This is a genomic window from Natrinema pallidum DSM 3751 (assembly GCF_000337615.1).
Classification (GTDB): Archaea; Halobacteriota; Halobacteria; order Halobacteriales; family Natrialbaceae; genus Natrinema; species Natrinema pallidum.
Genome location: NZ_AOII01000024.1, coordinates 22,426 through 40,641, shown reverse-complemented (window position 1 = coordinate 40,641; position 18,216 = coordinate 22,426). Strand labels below are relative to the sequence as shown.

The window sequence follows — 18,216 nt, the reverse complement described above, 5'->3', positions numbered from 1 at the left end:
GATCGAAGACGCTCAGAAGATCCACAAGCAACGACCAATCTTACAAGAGACGCTCGCTACCACTACACAACCGAGGTGTGAGGCTTAACTAAAGACGGATGTTCCTCGAGTTCATCACGTTCGGCACGCAATTCTTCGAGATCGTCTTCGAGGCTCGTGACCTGCTGTTGTAGATCCGGGAGTCGATCAGCAGCCTTGTCCGCTCGATCGAGTTCCCGCTCGACCTGCTCACGTTCGTGACGGAGATCGGCAATCTGTTCGTCGATATTCTCGAAATCCAGGGGGCGTGTGAGAAGGTTTTCCAGGTTCTCGCCAGCTCGGACGGCCTGCCGGATCTCGTTGTCCTCGTCCAGGAACGCGAACAGCTCTGCACAGACACGATCGTATTCCTCTGCCAGATAGGGCTGTCCGGAGCGAGAAACGGTCCCGTTGGTCCGTTCCAACTGGATCGTGATTTCGTCCGCGTCGGTCTGCAAGTTGACCTCCCCGGAGGCCTGTCCCTCAGTCAGGGGTGTTGCTGTGCCCAATGCAGTCTGGATACCGGCGAGGAAACTGGACTTTCCCTGCCAGTTACTGGCGCGGACAGCATTAATGCCTGACTCGATATGGGCCTCACCGTGTCGGATCCCGGCGATGTTCGTCAGGGAAAGATGCCACGTCATGATTAGAAAGCAGCGATCGTGGCAGCTTCGAGGAGGAACGGTTCTCCAGAGACCACCGCCTGAAGCGCCTCTATGGCGACGTACGAGAGTGCCAGCGACGAATACTGATTCTGAACGCGCTCCCTCTCCGGTTCTTCAGACGGAGTTTCGGCGTGCGTACGACACACGTAGCCGCGCTCAACTGCATCCTCGAATGGCACTCGGACCGAACACTCCGGACAGCGGAGTTTGACCTGCACATCGACCTCGGCCTGGTCTGCGTCCCGAAGGCGGTTCTTCGAATGGAGGGACGAGAGGACTGACTGGGCTTTCTCTGTCGCTCGTTCTCGGGCCATCTGGACGGTGTTCGACTCCCAATCCGTCTCTGCGGTGGACGTGTCTTTCTCGGCTCCGAGACAGTCCTTGAGGTGGTGCCGCATCGTACTCCACGATACCATCATCGTGGCGAGTTCGTCGATATCGAAACCATCCGTCGCGATATCCGCCGCCAATTCATCCCGTTGGAGGTCCTCGTCGCCGGTGATGAGCTCGTACTCGCGATCGAGGTGTGCACTTACCGTGTCTCGACTGTGATCTTCGTATAACCGCTTCAATAGCCGTTTATTGAACCATTCGGTGAGTGTTTTGTACCCGACAGAAGACCGCCCGTCAGCACCAGTCCATCGCGCCACCAGATACTCGTCGACCGACTCGTAGCCCGGATCAGGCACGGTCAGCGAGTGGCGTTCGATGATGGGGTCGACCTTGCATCCCATTGTTTTGTTCTACCGGAAGACAGGGTCTGCCCGCTAATAAACGTGGTCACTCTCCCTCTTTGGATCGACGAGCTATCGCCGCGACCTGTCTCGGACGAGATGAAGTTCAGCTTGAATCGGTCTCATATGTGCTGTACCGTATCCCAATCAGTGAGGATCTCAACTGACGGAGATACCCAGATAAAAAACATGGTATAGAACGACGATGATAAAGATGAGATACAGGATTCCGCCTACGAAAAAGGGCAACGGTTGCATATTTGCATCCCCGACCGACCCCGCTCGGTGGTACAGAATCGCCCCGCTCAGTAGCGCCAAGATAGCCGAGAAGGCATTCAAAAAGCCAGTCGTGCCCCACGTAAATGTGAGATTCCACGATGTGAACAGAACCCCGAGCATCACAGGGAGGGTGCTTTGAAACGCCATCGCCCCGGTGATGTTCCCGATCGCGAGAGTGTCTTTATCCCGCGAAATCCAGATGATGCTGTTGAACTTCTCGGGGAGCTCGGTGGCGAGTGGTGCGAGTAATAACGCCAAGATGGCAGGGGGAAAATGCAAGACGGTGACTGAGAAATACTGGACCTCAGTTACGAACAGTTGGGCGCCGGCGACGATAATGACCAGTGCGAGAAGCGTCTGGACGAAGACCAGCCCGCGATGCGGGTCACTACCGTGATTGCTTGATGAAGCAGTATCCGACAGAAGATCCTCGCTTCGTTCGACGATGCGGCCGACATACAGCGAGTCGAGTCCGTCATCTGCGATAAGTTCGCCGTGCTGGAGCGACCGATACACGTACAGACCGTAGAGTCCGACCAGCACCCCTGCGATCCCGACGGTAACAGGGACTGGTCCAAGAGACAGGTTCGACGGGAGAACAGCGGCCAGCAACGCCAGAGAGAACCCAATGAGAAAGAATCGGAGGTCACGGCGCGTTGCGGCCGCATTAAAGTGAAACTCCTGACCGTGAAGGCGTCGTTCCGAGAAGTACAGAACACTTGCCCCAACTAGAAACATAGCAATCGTTGCGAGCATAAACGGTGCTCCAAGAATTGCCCCAACGCCGACATGGTCTGCAGCTGCAGTATCACCCGTCAGAAACCCATGGATGATAGCGATCACCGGGATCATCGTCTCGGGAAGCGCCGTCCCGACCGCTGCCAGAATCGAACCCGTTGCGCTCTCCGAGACACCCAGTCGATGTCCAAGCCACTCGACACCGTTCGTGAAGATCTCGGCGCCGAGTAACAAGAGGAGGAATGACGTGATAAGCAATCCAAGATTTTCGATAACCCGAAAGCTGACCAACAAGGGTAGCTCAAGAGTGCCACCGATCATCATCTCAGCGTTCTGTAGCCCGTCAGTTAAGCGGTTCTATGTCCGCGGCTCGTGAGTACCCACATCCACTCAGGGCACGACAGTGACAGGAACGGTACCAGCCTCAATCACGGTTTTCGCCGTACTCCCAAGAATGAGTTCTCCTACGGCACCAGTCCCATGATGCCCCATAATCACGTGGTCGTACTCGCGGTCATCGACGAGCTGCAGAACACGCTTCCCGATGTGTGTCGAGGATCGGGGTTTACTCACCTGAGTGTCCGTGATGATCTCCGTCTCGCCCTCGACACCGGCCGTCGTAAAAATCTCCTCCGCAGCCTCGATAACGTCGTCGGTCGCCTCGGTACGAATATCCGTGAAATGAACCACATCGATTCTACCAGTACGAGCTGTGACAACATCGACTGCGTGCCTGAGGGCACGACGACTACATTCGGATCCGTCTATCGGCACTAACACATACATGACTGAGCAGAGTACGCGATCAACTAAAAAACGATGGCACCGAGACTCCCAATACACCCGATTCGGGGATTTCGTGGCATTGTGTGATAGTTAACCACGAATCACAACATGTCGTCTGTGAACCGGGCCGCTCCGATCGTCTATCTGATAGAAGTCCTCGACGACGAACCAAGTAATACCAAAAGTTGAGGCTGATCGTCTCAATGCATAGGCTTCTCTCCTCCAAGTACTTCGCCAAGACGCGAATCGGTCAGTACTCTCCTCGAAACTACTCGAGCTCCGGAATCAAGTGATTCGAATCTTGCGGAATCCGTACTTGGATTTCTGAGCTGTCTTCAAGTCCCAATCGTTCGAACGTGGGCGAGCGAACGTTCGCCATGAGAGTGAGCGAGCTGGCTTCTATTTGGATATCGATTCAACACTTACACTCCTCATTCAACTACCGAGCAACCGCCCTTGTGACTTGTGAATACCATCTCGCGCTCGCCGGCGCGGCGATCCAGGTTGTGACGCTCGTACTTGTTCCGTTCTCGCTATCGTGGTCGTTCGTTCCGTCAATCGGTCCGGTCGAGTCCGGCGCGGTGGCACTCGCCGTGATCTCGACACCGCTCGCGGTCGAAAACGCGCTCACGAACGTCTCGCTGAACGCGACTGTCGAGGCCCAAGGTGGGGCGTTCGGACTCACGCCATCGGCCAGCGGTCTCGCCTGAACGTTCGGTCAAGTAGTCGCTGGGCTGCTGTACGTCGCGGTGGCGTACTAGTCGCCGTTCGTGGTTGCGGGCCTGCTTTTCGTTCCGATTCTCGTCGTTCTCGGGCCAATCGAGCGCGAGCGCCTCGACCCGAACATCACGTGACATCGAACAGAGTGTGACTCCGAACAGAGAGAGCGTGACCCCGCTGCACCGCGGTATCCACAGTTATAAAGAGACACCCACTGAACTATCTTCCAAGCTATGAATCCATTCGAGGCGATCCGCGAGTTCGAAGCCGACGGAACGACTTACAAGATAGCGGACCTCACGGTCCTCGAAGAGCAGGGCCTTTGTGACCTCGATGACCTGCCGGTCAGCATCCGAATCCTGCTCGAATCCGTCCTCCGAAACGTCGATGGGGAGGACGTTACCGAGGACGATGTCCGTGGCCTCGCTGGCTGGCAACCGGACGTGTCCGACGCCGACATCCCGTTCCAACCCTCACGGGTCGTCCTCCAGGACCTCACCGGCGTCCCCGCCGTCGTGGACCTTGCCGCACTCCGGTCGTCCGTCGAACGCAAGGACCGCGACCCAACCCTCGTCGAACCCGAGGTCCCAATCGATCTGGTCATCGACCACAGCGTCCAGGTCGACTACTTCGGCAGCGAAGACGCCTACGACAAAAACGTCGAACTCGAATACGAGCGCAACAGCGAACGGTATCGGGCGCTGAAGTGGGCCCAGAACGCCTTCGAGGACTTCAGCGTCGTCCCGCCGGGAACGGGCATCGTCCATCAGGTGAACCTCGAATATCTTGGGCGGGTCGTCCACGAGCGCGAGCAGGACGGCGAGAACTGGCTGATCCCAGACACGCTCGTCGGAACCGACAGCCACACACCGATGATCGGCGGCATCGGCGTCGTCGGCTGGGGCGTTGGCGGCATCGAAGCCGAAGCGGCCATGCTCGGCCAGCCAATTACGATGACCCTCCCCGAGGTCGTCGGCGTCAAACTCACGGGTGAACTCCCCGACGGGGCGACGGCGACTGACCTCGTCCTTCACGTCACCGAACGACTTCGGCAGGTCGGCGTCGTCGATCGGTTCGTCGAGTTCTACGGGCCCGGCGTCTCCGAGCTGACCGTCGCCGACCGGGCGACCATCTCGAACATGGCACCCGAACAGGGATCGACCATCAGCATGTTCCCGGTCGACGAGGCCACCCTCGAGTATCTCGAACTCACCGGGCGCGATCCCGACCACATCGATGTCGTCCAGCAGTACCTGGACGAACAGGGACTGTTCGGCGAGCAGAACCCCGAATACACCGAGGAAGTCGAACTCGACCTCGGCGACATCGAGCCCAGCCTCTCGGGGCCGAGCGAACCGAACCAGCGCATTGCGTTGGGCGACATGGAAACGCAGTTCCGCAAACTACTCGCAGACGAGGTCGACGACGGCGACCTCGACGAAAAATACGAGATCGAGATGCCGAACGGTCGGACGACCGAGTTCGGCGACGGCTCGATCGCGGTGAGCGCCATCACCAGCTGTACGAACACCTCCAACCCCTCCGTGATGATCGCTGCCGGGCTACTCGCCCGGAACGCCGTCGAGGCCGGCATCGACGTCCCGCCGCACGTCAAGACCAGCCTGGCCCCCGGGAGCCGGGTCGTCACCGAGTACCTCGAGGAATCGGATCTGCTCGGCGACCTCGAGGCGCTCGGCTACCACGTCGTCGGCTATGGCTGTACGACCTGCATCGGGAACGCCGGACCGCTTTCCGACTCCGTCGAGGATGCCATCGACGAACACGACCTCTGGGCGACGAGCGTGCTCTCCGGGAACCGCAACTTCGAGGCGCGCATTCACCCGAAGATCCGCGCCAACTACCTCGCCAGCCCGCCGCTGGTCGTCGCGTTCGGTCTCGCGGGCCGCGTCGACATCGACATGGAAGAGGACCCGCTCGGATACAATCCCAACGGCCAGCCGGTTTACCTCGCGGACATCTGGCCCGACCAGGAGGAGATCCACGAGGTCATGACAGCCAGCGTCCACAAGGAGATGTTCCAGGAGAAATACGCCGCCGTCACCGAAGGCGACGAGAACTGGAACGCCCTCGAGGCCCCGACCGGCGACGTCTACGAATGGGACGAAGAGTCGACGTACATCCGCGACCCGCCGTTCTTCCAGGACTTCCCCATCGAGAAGCCCGGCGTGGACAACGTCGAGGACGCGCGCAGTCTCATGACGCTCGGTGACACCGTCACCACCGACCACATCAGTCCAGCCGGCCCGTTCAGCACCGACGTACCCGCCGGCGAGTGGCTTCAGGAGCAGGGCGTCGAACCCCACGAATTCAACACCTATGGTGCTCGCCGGGGCAACCACGAGGTGATGATGCGTGGGACGTTCGCCAACGTCCGCATCGAGAACCAGATGCTCGACGACGTCGAAGGCGGCTACACCATTCATCACCCGACGGGTGAGCAGACGACCGTCTTCGAGGCCAGCCAGCGCTACCGCGATGATGGGACGCCCCTCGTCGTGATGGCGGGCGAAGAGTTCGGGACCGGGTCGAGTCGTGACTGGGCGGCGAAGGGAACCGACCTCCTCGGGATTCGTGCGACCATCGCCGCGAGCTACGAGCGCATCTACCGGGACAATCTCGTCGGCATGGGCGTCCTGCCGTTGCAGTTCGACGAGGGCGACACCTGGGAATCCCTCGGCCTAGACGGCTCGGAGGTATTCACCATCGGCGGATTGGACGACGGGCTGGAGCCGATGGCCGAACTGACGGTTACCGCAGAGCGCTCGGACGGATCGACTGTGGAGTTCCCGGTGACGGCCCAGGTTGGGACCCCTGCTGGGGTGCGATACGTCGAACACGGCGGTATTCTGCACTACGTCCTTCGACAGCTCCTGACCGACTCGTAACGTTTCGAGAATAGTCTCTATAACAGATTTTTAGGATTGTCAAAAACAGATATTGTGTTTCCAAAGCTTCTTTGCCGAGATAAGTACATATCCACTATGGGGTTCTTGAGCAACATCACGCTCGTGTTCGTTGCCGGTCTCGCAACTGCGCTGGCCACTGGGTTGGGGGCTATTCCGTTCTTTTTTGTCGAGGAGTTCAGTGACCGATGGAATGTTGGCCTCTGGGGGATTGCCTCTGGCATCATGGTCGCAGCGTCGCTGTTCGGCCTGATTAGCGAGGGGTTGCAGTACACCGACGAGGGACTTCCGATGCTGATGCTAGCTGGTCTCTTGGCTGGGGTTGTCCTGGTCGAAGGTTCCGAACGTGTACTCGACCGAATTGATCTTACAAGCGATCAGGATGACGACGATACCCGGTTGGAAGCCGAAGCGTTTGCTGACGGCGACCTGAAGACGTTAGTGTTAGTTCTCGGGATCTTGACTGTCCACAGCTTCCCCGAAGGTGTCGCCGTCGGCGTTTCCTTTGCAGAACTCGGCATCGGGGGCGGGATGGATGTCTTCGGCGTCGCAATACCACTGTTGGCCGTCTTTATGACGCTCGCTATTTCGATTCACAACATCCCTGAGGGGACTGCAATCGCGATTCCGATGCGCGAGATGGGACTATCAAAGTGGCGTATGGTCGGCGCAGCAGTGTTTTCGAGCCTCCCGCAGCCGATTGGTGCCGTTATCGCCTTCGCCTTCGTGAGTTGGGCTCAGGCGTTCCTCCCGTTTGGGTTTGGCTTTGCTGCGGGTGCAATGATCTACCTTGTCCTCACGGAATTTATTCCCGAAGCCCTCGAAACCGGTGTCGACCTTCCTCACGGCGGCTACCGCGAACTCGCAGGTGGAGCCCTTGTCGGGGGCGTAGTGATGGTGCCGCTGTTGTACGTTTGAGCTATCCACCGTTAAGCCATCAAAAGATGTCTGTCGGGATTCTCGAACAAGGCATCCAGAGCATTATTGTCGACCGAGCGTATAGCCGGCTCTCTCCGGAGCAGTTTCGACGTGCGGTGCATGCTGTGCGTCGCTCCCTCCGTTATCCCCGGAGAAGTCGAACTACCTCGTCAGTCACGTCTGTTCGGACTGCTAAAATGTACTGGATGCCGGGTTCAAATACCATATCCGGCCCCGGGAACGACCCCGTGCTCTGTTCGGCGACGACGAGTGATCCTCGGGGGAACGAAACTGCCTCTAATGACTTTCCAGCTGCTGGCGCTCCCTCGGCGACTTCAATCTCGATCAGTTCCAACTGATTAGTGACCTCCTCAATCGTCCGCACACCACCGCCGCTAACATCGATGATATCGTTGGCTGCTGCGTGGGCGGCCAACTCTTCGGGGTACACGACTGCGTCGATCATCTCCTCGTATTCCTCGTGATCGCCGTGGTCGATCCGGGCGACCGTCTTGATATCCGGGGCGATCCGCTGGGCCGTCATACAGATCCCTAAATTTGTCATCGCACCGTAACTTGTGAGCGCCGCGATGACATCACTTTGCTCTAGGCGCGCTTCTCGAAGAACGCTCGGGCGACCCCCATCCCCCTGGATCACGGAGGCAATATACTGGTCGCTCAGGAACTCCACACGGTCTTCGTCCTTTTCGATGATTATGACGTCGTGGCCGCGATTATCTAATCGCTGTGCAGTATGGTACCCGACGTGCTCACCACCGACGATGACGATGCGAAGGTCTCTGCTCATAGCTGAGTTTGAATCCGGATCACAAAAATAGTACGTGTCTTTCTCATATCCGACTCCGTACTGGGTTCAGTCACCGAGTCGATGGTTTCTTGAGAGGATCCCACGGATCTGCGCTGGGTTGAGCCCGACGTAGATGACGGCACCGAACAGGAGCCATCCGACCGCGATAGCCCACGTCAGAGGCGAAATGAACGCAGCAAGGAGAAGGTTGAGCACGCAGCCGAGGATCGGTGGAATCGGATAGAACGGAATCTCGAACGGCCGGTTGAGATGCGGCTGCTCTCGGCGGAGCTTGATCACCGCGAGGTTCACGACAGTAAATCCGAGCAGGGAGAACAGACTCGCGAGATTGCCGACGAGACTGATCGGGGCGAAGACTGTCGCCACGAGCATGATTGCCGCACTCGCCATCAGTGCTGCGAACGGCGTCCCGTACTTGTGGTGAATATTCCCGAACCGGGTCGGTAACTGTCCTTCTCGACCCATAGCGAAGGCCACGCGGCTGGAGCCGATTACGACGGCATTGAGCGCGCTGATCGTCGAGAAGACGGCGCCGAACGCGATGAGCGCTGCCCCAATCGAGGCGCCAAACAGGCCGATGTCTGGCATGAAACTGATCGCAGCCTCGAGGACCGCCTGCTCGCCGGCCTCACCCACTCGTGGCGCCCCGAGCGTCCCGAGAGCGACGCCGACGACCAAGAGATAGATCAGAACCGTCACGCCGAGACTGATGAAGATCGCTCGTGGGATGTTTTTCCGTGGGTTCTCGACTTCTTCGGTGACCGTCGCAATGAGATCGTATCCCTGGAACGCGATGAACGTCAGCCCCATTGCCGGCAGAACCTTCATCGCCCCGTTCGAAAAGAAATCCGACAGACTCGGCGTTGTTCCCGAGTCGATGCCGAAGAACGTCGCCGACGACACGGCACTGATGCCGAAGAGGATGAATACCCCGAGAATCGCGATCTTCACGAGCGTCACGAGCGTCTCCGCGCCACCGCTGGCCTCCGTCGAGAGGGCGTTCAGCGCGACGAACGAGACGACAGCAAGCAGTGCGTAGCCGACGTACCAGACCGGCCCTGACGGCAGCCCCGTCCAGTAGAGGTGGACGAACCCGACGAAGTTTGACGAGAAGCCGAGCGCGTACAGCGCACCGGCGGCCGTGTACGTGAACCACCGGGTCCACCCCATCACGAACGCGACGGGCGAGGAGAACGTCTCGCGGACAAAGGCGTACCCGCCCCCGTTCTTCGGGATCGCGCTCGCCAGTTCAGCGTAGGACAACGCGGTGAAGGTGGTGACACCCCCATTGAGGGCGAACACGAGAAGCGCAGCTGGGCCTGCGATGTCGGCAGCGAGCCCGGTCAGGACGAAGATTCCCGCACCGATCATCGCGCCGATGCCGACCATCGTCGCGTCCAGCAGCCCTAAACTCGTAGCCGGTGATCGATCTCCCTGCTCCGTTCCCATCGTTAGCCAATATCGGATCTGGGATTAAATAACCGACCACCACGATTCGCTGAAATTCTGTCCTACAACGAGTCCCCTCGCGAACGCTCTCCGGGGCCGGTCACAGCGATTCAGTCTCTTCGTGACCGTCCTCTTAGCGACCAGCCTCGTTATCGCACCCATCACCGTTGTCTACGCCGCGGGTCTCGACCTAATCTATGACATTCCGAGCGCCGAGCCTGGTGTTGATAAGACCTACGACGAAACCTATCGTGTCCTCGCGAACAACGACGTGGATGTCGATCCCGCGGATGTCAGTTACACTGGCTACTTCGAGAACGACTACCCGGCCTACCCAGTCGACCTCGGGCGGGCTACACTGTCACCCTCGCAATCGCTTCGGTATTCCACAACAAGCGGTGTCTACATCACGAACCTCTCCGATTACAACGCGATTCCCATCCAGGATGAGTGGAAACCCTACTCCAGCATGCCGTACTACACAGAAACGCAGTTCATCAACGTGCATAAGAAGAACACCTACGACGGGCCCAAAAGTAACGACGGTGAGTGGTTCGTACGTGTCACCAACCAGTACGGTGAGTGGCGACCCGTCTATAACGTCGACGTGAAATGGGACCCAGACGCCGAGGAACTCTACGTCTCGAACCCTAACGACGCCCTCGTTCACCTGGCCGAGCACTCAATCATCTACCTGTGCTATTATCGGAGTTACTACCAGTTCTAAATAAAGAAATGGCGCTACTATCTACTGCTACAGAGAACCTCGAAATGACGTTAGTATCGGCTGGAAGGATGAGGTCCAGGTCCGGGCCGTTACCCAAGGCCGGCAGACTACCTCAAGAGAAACAGCGGCCGTGGGGAACAGTTATGTACGCAACACGCCAACTCGGCGTATAGGAGACGGCGATGGTACGCAAAAAGACGCTTAGTCCCAGCGGCGCGAAGGACGAGGATGGGCACGTCCACAACGTGCACATCAACCTTCACGAGGACGAGCTAGCGGTCGCGGGGATGGATATCGGCGACGAGGTGTATGTCCGTGTCCGAGAGGACACGATCATCATACAAAAGACTGACGCGGGCCCGGCCGAACACGACTTCTGATAGTGATTAAGACGAATTTCTTTACCAGTCAAATGCGTCCAGAGGTATAGTTCGTTGACCACATTGAGTCCTCTCAAAATATGCTCTTTCAGCGTGGACAGGTTAGGTATGAGCGGGTGTTTGAACCAGTCTAGCAGTTGATTCCAGCATCCTTCGACCGCGTTCAGTTCCGACAAAGATGGTGGACTCAAGGACATAACCGTGAATGACACCAATTCAGCAATATCGTTGCCACTACTGTATTCCGCCGGTATCGGAAACCCGCTACTCAAGTGATCTGTTGTGGCGGTCGGTCACAGACTATCTACAGGTGAAGGCCCCACCACACTCGAAGCGTTGATTTTGTAAACTTCCGCAGTACCTTACATGAGTGGTTCTGGCAACTCGCACCCGAGTGAGAGTCCGCGAACGCGCTATCTGTGTGAAGCGTACCAGCTTGGGATCGCCATCCGAAACGATCTCCAAGATGCTGATCTCATCACCATATTTGAGAACCTAGATCACTCGATTGATACCATCGAAGATGGCTATCCAGCGTGGCATCCTTCCCCACTCTCCTTTCACGCGATGGTCCTCGCGTTCGTCTTCATGGAGATTACGGGCGACTCCTACGCCGCGTTCACTCGACGACTATCACGGCAACCAGAGGTGGCCACTCTCTTGGGATTCAGCCGTGTCCCTGACGCATCAGCATTTTCGCGGGCGTGGCGGAATCGATTCGACGATGCCGTCCACGAATACGTGCAGACTGCGGCCCACTTCGTCGTCAAGGAAGTCCATGATTTCGACATTCCTGCGCCTGAGATTCGACCCAAAGCAGAGATCGTCGACGAGCCTCCAGTAGAGGAGGACTCAGCGGAGGATGAATCGTTCTCACAGGACGAGATTGTCCAGACGACGCGACTCGCCCGTGATCACGCCTTCGGTTACTTCGAGTCTGGCCGTGCCGCGAACGCCTCCTACGAGGACACGCGGTTCTTCGAGTTGCAGACCTTCATGGGGATGGTTCGGTGCGGTACCGCGCAAGGAGCCGCGCGCTTCCAGTATCGGCGTGGTGAGGACTACGGCCCACATGGCGACACCCACCTCCGCGCCGTCAAACAATTCGAGCCCAAATATCTCGTGAACGGATTTAATGAGACGACGGACCGCTTGCTCTCAGTCATCGCCTCGGAAGCCTCGTTCCACCGTCCAGTGACCGCTGCGATCGACATCACGACCATTCCCTACTACGGGGATGTCGAGGAGATGCCGATGGTGAGCGGGACGAAAGACGGCGAGGGGCGGGCGTTCAAATTCGCCACACTCTCGATTGTCGGATGGAATATCCCGCTCGTCCTGGCTGTCGAGCCGGTGCGTGAGAGTTCAGCATGGGACGAGAACCCGCCGAACCGGATTCACCGGGTCGTCCGTCGGCTTGTCAAGCGGGCGAAAGAGCACGTCCCCATCGAGACGGTCCTCTGCGACCGCGAGTTCGATTCCATGCGCGTGTTTCAGACCCTCTCGAATCTCGACGTAAACTACCTCATCCCGAAGCGCATCACCAGCTCCGAGCGCGAGGTAATCGATCGGATGGACGAGGACAACCAGGAGGTCGCTGTTGAATCCGCGTCCGTCCACGTCGAGGCCGGCTCGCATCCGATGCGGTTTCTGTACGTTCCGTCAACGAGCGGTGAGGGAACTACTGTCTTCGCAACGAACCTCCGAGTCGGGCCAGATGAGGCCGAAACCTTCTGTCGGCGGTATAGCCATCGGTGGCAGATCGAAAACGAGTACAAGAGTATCAAGGGTGATTTTCTGGCGAAAACGTCCTCAAAGGACTATCGAGTTCGACTGTTCTATTTCGTGTTCGCGGTGTTACTGTATAATATCTGGCGGCTGACGGACTTTCTCCTGAAAGCGGGCGTCGACGGCGAAATGAATTACGCGCCCGTGCTGACGGCCGGTGAGTGTGTCGAGATCGTCGCCTCGGCTTTGATACCACCCGACTGAGCGACCGATTCCGCACTGGGCTCGCCACTCGGGAGTGGCAACACCGTTCAGCAGCGCCAGAATCCGCGTAATTTCCCATGCTCGCTTGATAGACACGGCCGCTAAGGTCCGAAATCGACGCTTGTTCAGTGGGAAGCATCACGAGTCGACGGAGATTTGACCCAAAACTAGCCCATCCTCCGAGGTTGTGACTCAAGAGCGAACGGGAGTTCATATCGCCATATACAGTTTATAATTAGCAATTCGGGCACCTCATCCCCCAGAACGTACGAATTTGGCAAAATTAAGATTACGGCATTCACTGTGTATTACGCCAGTTGTACACAGTAGATTTACCTACCCCGCCGCCGTCGGTCGAGCACGAACCATGGAACCCGCCGAGGACGACGCTACACCCGGGGGAACACCCATCGAGACGGCCATCCAGCAGTACCTCGACAGCGTCGAGGCCGGCAACTCCCGGAAGAACTTCCAGTCCACCCTCGCGACGTGGCGCATCTGGCTGCGTAAGGAACGGGGCGTGACGAGCCTCGAGAACCTGGACGTCCTCGACTGTCGACGGTACGCGCGGCACCTCAAACAGCGGGCTCGCGACGGTGACCTGAAAGCGAGCACTGCGACCACCTACTACGCGTACGTCCGCGCGTTCCTCACGTTCTGCGTTGCCGACGAACACCTCGATGCGAATCCAGCGAAGGCCAAGCGCGCGACTGACGAACTTCCGGAGGACCTCGGCGATGCCGATCGGCAGTTCTGGCGGGAGGAGGAACGGCGTGCGATCATGCGCTACGTCGACGAGCGCGTCGACCACGCCCTCGACGAAAAAGCGGACGTGACCCGTGAACGAGCCTTTCGCGACCGAGCCATCGTCTATCTCCTTGGGCTCTCAGGCGTCCGCGGAGCCGAGGTGTTCGCGGAACCCTCAGACGACAAGCGAACTGGCATCACGTGGGGAGACGTGCAGCTGGACGCCGGTGCCGTCCGCGTTCTCGGGAAGTCACGCGAGTACGAATACGCCCAGCTCCCCGAGCGAGCCGCAACAGCTCTTGAGCGGTACAGGACCGTCCTCGATCCCCTGACCGACGAGTGGCCGGTCTTCCCCAGCGCACACGCCCCATCGAGATATCGCGCCGTCCGTGAGCAGCTGGCCCACAAGGGCGTGCCGGACGACGAGATCGAGACCATCCTGGAGCGCAGCGACGTCGATACGGTGCTCCGAGAGTACGACGTCGTCCCGCCGGCACTCTCGACGAACGGCGCTCGCAACCTGATGAAACGCCTGTGTGAGGATGCTGACCTCGACGTCGACGGTGACTATCTGAAACCACACGGTGCCCGCCGAGGACTCGGTCACGAACTCTACGCGAGCGGCCACGCTGAACTCGCCCAATCAGCGCTTCGGCACGCGAGCATCGAGACAACCCACGAATCCTACTCCGATATCCAAGCAGCAGAGACGGCGCAGGAGGTCGACGATCTACTCGGTGAATGAATTAACCAACGCCATTCCATTTGAATGGTGATTGTTGGTTAATGAGAATGAGGGGCCTCTGTCAGCCATTAATGCTAATGTTAAGGTTAATCCTAAGGGAAATCGGTCAAGTCCGGTGATTCGACCATTGTCGGCAACGAATATAGATCGGATATGGTTAGACGCTCGCCCGGTGGTCTATCGCAGTTCCTCGTCTAAGACCGGTGTTAGTTGTTCGTGGAATTCAGCCATCCGGTCAACGCCCCACGCTTTTAGTTCCTCGTCGTCCAGAGCGTCATCCAGTCGACCGACCTCCCGTCCGATGTAGAGCCGGGTGTACCCGCTGCTGCCATACTCCTCTGAGTGGATCTCCTCCGGGACGTCCAACGAGCGGTTGTCGATCGACGACAGCACCGTCTCCAGCAGCTCCTCGTTCCGCTTGCGGTCGTCAAATTGGAAGTTCATCACGACGTGTAGCTCCTTGTCGCCGGGATCGCCCTTGAAGTGCCACACGAGTTCGACGTCGGTGTGCCCGGTTGGGATCGTGAGCCAGCTGTCGCCGCCGGCGCTCTTGCTCGTGACCCCGGAGAGTTCATCCTTGAAGCGCCCGAGTACCTCGCCGAAGAACCGCCGGTACATTTGCCGTTTGGGCGACTCCTCCCGCTCCTTGATCTCCTGCGTCTCGTCGGCACCGATGATCGTCGGGACGAACATCTCGGCGTTGTCCTTCTCGTAGTAGTCGAATTCGACGCAATTGATCTTCAGGTCGTGGGCGTCCCGCAACCAGCGGGTCATCCGCCGGACGTCGTCGGTGATCGTGTACGCAACCAGCATGAGCTGGGGCGACTCCACCCCCTCGGTGAACTCCCGCTCGAAGTCGTCAATATCGAACTCTGCGTCCTCGCCGCGGTCAAACGCCTCGTAGAGTTCAGTCAACGACTCGTAGTCGGTGAGGTCGAAGAATTCGTCCTGATCCAACCGGGCTACTGAGGACGCGTAGTCGAACAACTGGGTCACTGCCGAGCGCGGCGACCGGTCGCGCTTGAACTCGATTGTCGTGAGCGTGCCTCGCTTGTCGCACACGAGCAGGTCTGGCTCCTTGCCGGTCGGCAATTGGGGCTTGCTCCCGAGGATGACGTTCTCCCGGGTCGTGAGCGTCCCCATCACCAACCGCGGGTCGCTGTGGATCACCTCGTGGAGGTCATCCTCCAAATGCTCCTCGCTGTACGCCACCTCCTCGAGGTACTCTATCTCGTCGTCCTCACGGCGGAAACCGATCAATGACATTAGCGATAGATGCGAGTGGCCGCTCAAAGGCTCTTCCCCCGCCGACCAGACGGTCTGGAAGGGCACGTCGGTTGACAATGCCCAGTGCTATTGCCAGTCCACGTGTTCATCTGAAAACGAGGGGGTGTGGGATGCGACATCATCGGTAGTCGAGTAGACGTTGTTGGGTTGTCGAAGTCTACCCTTGTACATACAATAGCACGTTCGGAAGCCGCCTTTCTGTACTAGCGTCTATAAGCTTCTTGATTCTGTTTAAGATTAAGATTAGAATTAAGGACATGGCTCTGTAGTTTCGCTAGGCGGCGCTACAATTGACGGAAAATCGCTCCGAACCAGTCGGTAGATGAACGTATATTCCGCATCCGTCGCTGTCTCTCGGTTTTCCCGAAATTCGACTCGAAGAACCGCTGGACGTGACTAAAAATCGAGTAACTAGAGCAGAAATATACCGGGCAAAAAGGCCCAAATCGACCTCTGTCTAGCGAAACTACAGAGCCAAGGACATCACTTCTCGCTTGTAGCCTCAGATCAAGGTGGCTAGATAGCGGTAGCTCAGAGCTACCATGGTAGCTCTTAGTGAACAGTCACGGGATAGGCATCATGAATATCTGCTCTGATGAAACTGCGCTCACGGCCATTCGACACCAAGTCAACCGATAGCAGCGACAGATCCCGCGTTCAGCGTGCCAGTCCATCAGAAGGCAAAGCGAACCCGCGCACCCCCATTATCCACCTAACGGATCGCTAGGGAGCCTCTGCCTCTTCCGGCTCGTCGAACTCAAGGGCTTCAGTGACGGCCTCAGGGAGCGTCGGTCGCGGTGCAGCCTCGTGGCGCTGCACCCGCTCGGATTTTTGCGTCTCCTCGTAGACCGCCCGTGCAATCGGGACGCCCCGCAGGAAGTTGTGCTCGTAGAGGATCTCGACCCCGCGCTCGGTCGGCCCCCAGAACTTCGAAGGGAGATCCCGCGTCGACGTGCTGGGTTCATGTACGTAGACGTCGAGGATTCCTGCCTCTTGCAGCGTCTCGAGCTGGTCGAGGATGGCCGCCTCGTTCTTCGGGATCATGTAGTCGAGTTCGGCCAACGACGTGAGGTGAGCTGGGTGGCCGAGAATCAACTGCAGGACAAGGTGGCGCGTCTCCTGGGAGAGCAGGTCACGCATTCGCTGCTGCTCTGCAAAGGGATTCTCGAACCCCTCCGGGGCCGTGTCGCTCATACTATACAGTAGCGGGCTCGACTGCATAACAGTTTGGGTTGAACAAGTCAATAGAATCGCCGAATTACTGAGTCAGTTAGAAACACCTATCNCTATACAGTAGCGGGCTCGACTGCATAACAGTTTGGGTTGAACAAGTCAATAGAATCGCCGAATTACTGAGTCAGTTAGAAACACCTATCACCCAGCCAGTACTGTCCCTGCCTATGAGTGCTCCATCCGTACCACCGAACTCGGGTGAAATCATGGAGGCCGTGCAGCAGGCCTTACGCGGGCTTGACGTCGGGACAACGGAGGCCGTGCGAATCCTCTCGTGGGCAAACAGTGAGACGCCGGCGATCTACGACCGGGACCAGACCGCGTATCTCGTCCTCGGGAGTTATCGTGACCCGTACATTCGTCGAGTACGGGCAGTCAGTGACCGGCTCAACCGCCGATACGGGACGTATGCCTTCCTCATCGGGGACCTCTCGGACATTGACCTTCCCCGGCTCCCAGAGTTCCGCGTGAAGTTCCACATCACGGCGACGCTCAGCGATTACGTCGCTGGCGTGTTCGAGCAGGACGCGGGCGGCGAAATCAACGAACTCGGCAAACTCGGCGAAACGGAGTACTTCGAGAAAGCGTACGCTTTCCCGCGAGCCTACCAGTGGGAAACGGAAGATCATCTCACCGATGAACGCAATGTGATCGCTGCTGCCGCACAGATCATGGCCGCCACCGACATCGATGACGAGACGAAGACGGCGGAACTCAACGCACTCGTCGACCGTGCGGACCAAGCTGGGATCGACATCTCGGTCGATGCGGTAACGACCAAGCTCGAGGAACATGATATCGACGTCCCGTCGTACAGCTGGGTGCATCTGAACGACTTTCGTCTCTTCGAGCTACACGGACGGTGTTACCCCTGGGCGACTGAAGATGAGTTACTCGACGCCACAGACGATCTTCCAGGGTCGCCAAGACCAGGGTGGGAACAACGGTAAGACTGGTTTTAATATTAATCCTAATCTTAAGGTTAGGCATATCGTTGGTGCTGGACATCAGCGTAGCCAATCGAAAGTCATCTAGTCCGAGAAAC

Annotated in this window: 15 protein-coding genes and 1 pseudogene; 8 read left to right on the top strand and 8 right to left on the bottom strand. The window is 58.2% G+C overall.

The genetic code is table 11. The annotated features are described in order from the left end of the window. Positions 1 to 101: 101 nt before the first annotated feature. From C487_RS02950 to C487_RS02935, 4 genes and pseudogenes are all read right to left on the bottom strand, one after another. A pseudogene (locus C487_RS02950) lies at positions 102 to 662 on the bottom strand (archaea-specific SMC-related protein); the annotation flags it as partial. A 2-nt stretch (positions 663 to 664) separates the two neighbouring features. Continuing rightward, complete coding sequence (gene rdfA, locus C487_RS02945) at positions 665 to 1,417, bottom strand: rod-determining factor RdfA (RefSeq protein WP_006182446.1); 753 nt, start codon at positions 1,415 to 1,417, stop codon at positions 665 to 667. A gap of 159 nt (positions 1,418 to 1,576) precedes the next feature. After that, the gene (locus C487_RS02940) at positions 1,577 to 2,758 is read right to left on the bottom strand and encodes a sodium:calcium antiporter (RefSeq protein WP_006182445.1); all 1,182 of its coding nucleotides are present in this window, start codon (positions 2,756 to 2,758) and stop codon (positions 1,577 to 1,579) included. A gap of 66 nt (positions 2,759 to 2,824) precedes the next feature. Then, on the bottom strand, positions 2,825 to 3,220 hold the full coding sequence (locus tag C487_RS02935) for a universal stress protein (RefSeq protein ID WP_015299343.1): 396 nt from the start codon (positions 3,218 to 3,220) through the stop codon (positions 2,825 to 2,827). Between the two features lie 458 nt (positions 3,221 to 3,678). Here C487_RS02935 and C487_RS02930 point away from each other — a divergent pair, with 458 nt between their 5' ends. From C487_RS02930 to C487_RS02920, 3 genes are all read left to right on the top strand, one after another. Continuing rightward, positions 3,679 to 3,930 (top strand): hypothetical protein, encoded by a 252-nt coding sequence (locus C487_RS02930; protein ID WP_006182443.1) that lies wholly within the window; start codon positions 3,679 to 3,681, stop codon positions 3,928 to 3,930. 243 nt (positions 3,931 to 4,173) lie between these two features. Next, on the top strand, positions 4,174 to 6,846 hold the full coding sequence (gene acnA, locus C487_RS02925; RefSeq protein WP_006182442.1) for an aconitate hydratase AcnA: 2,673 nt from the start codon (positions 4,174 to 4,176) through the stop codon (positions 6,844 to 6,846). A gap of 96 nt (positions 6,847 to 6,942) precedes the next feature. Further along, the gene (locus C487_RS02920) at positions 6,943 to 7,782 is read left to right on the top strand and encodes a ZIP family metal transporter (protein WP_006182441.1); all 840 of its coding nucleotides are present in this window, start codon (positions 6,943 to 6,945) and stop codon (positions 7,780 to 7,782) included. A 142-nt stretch (positions 7,783 to 7,924) separates the two neighbouring features. On the opposite strand, the gene C487_RS02915 is transcribed toward C487_RS02920, so the two are convergent. Then, entirely contained in the window at positions 7,925 to 8,590 is a 666-nt protein-coding gene (locus C487_RS02915) for a potassium channel family protein (RefSeq protein WP_006182440.1), read from the bottom strand. 66 nt (positions 8,591 to 8,656) lie between these two features. Continuing rightward, positions 8,657 to 10,060 (bottom strand): APC family permease, encoded by a 1,404-nt coding sequence (locus C487_RS02910; RefSeq protein WP_006184178.1) that lies wholly within the window; start codon positions 10,058 to 10,060, stop codon positions 8,657 to 8,659. A gap of 121 nt (positions 10,061 to 10,181) precedes the next feature. Between C487_RS02910 and C487_RS02905 the strand changes: the two genes are divergently transcribed. The 4 genes from C487_RS02905 to C487_RS02890 all read left to right on the top strand — a co-directional run bounded on the left by C487_RS02905 (position 10,182) and on the right by C487_RS02890 (position 14,651). Next, entirely contained in the window at positions 10,182 to 10,787 is a 606-nt protein-coding gene (locus C487_RS02905) for a hypothetical protein (protein ID WP_006182438.1), read from the top strand. Positions 10,788 to 10,969: 182 nt separating this feature from the next. Then, positions 10,970 to 11,167, top strand: a complete 198-nt coding sequence (locus tag C487_RS02900) for a hypothetical protein (protein WP_006182437.1) — start codon at positions 10,970 to 10,972, stop codon at positions 11,165 to 11,167. Between the two features lie 366 nt (positions 11,168 to 11,533). Then, positions 11,534 to 13,159, top strand: a complete 1,626-nt coding sequence (locus tag C487_RS02895; protein ID WP_049907839.1) for a transposase — start codon at positions 11,534 to 11,536, stop codon at positions 13,157 to 13,159. Positions 13,160 to 13,526: 367 nt separating this feature from the next. Then, a complete protein-coding gene (locus C487_RS02890; protein WP_006184176.1) occupies positions 13,527 to 14,651 on the top strand; it encodes a tyrosine-type recombinase/integrase in 1,125 nt (374 codons plus the stop codon). A 177-nt stretch (positions 14,652 to 14,828) separates the two neighbouring features. On the opposite strand, the gene C487_RS02885 is transcribed toward C487_RS02890, so the two are convergent. After that, the gene (locus C487_RS02885) at positions 14,829 to 15,917 is read right to left on the bottom strand and encodes a DUF4268 domain-containing protein (protein ID WP_006184175.1); all 1,089 of its coding nucleotides are present in this window, start codon (positions 15,915 to 15,917) and stop codon (positions 14,829 to 14,831) included. Between the two features lie 744 nt (positions 15,918 to 16,661). Then, positions 16,662 to 17,132 (bottom strand): hypothetical protein, encoded by a 471-nt coding sequence (locus C487_RS02880; RefSeq protein WP_006184174.1) that lies wholly within the window; start codon positions 17,130 to 17,132, stop codon positions 16,662 to 16,664. A gap of 206 nt (positions 17,133 to 17,338) precedes the next feature. Here C487_RS02880 and C487_RS02875 point away from each other — a divergent pair, with 206 nt between their 5' ends. Beyond that, the gene (locus C487_RS02875) at positions 17,339 to 18,121 is read left to right on the top strand and encodes a hypothetical protein (RefSeq protein WP_241431056.1); all 783 of its coding nucleotides are present in this window, start codon (positions 17,339 to 17,341) and stop codon (positions 18,119 to 18,121) included. Positions 18,122 to 18,216 lie beyond the last annotated feature (95 nt).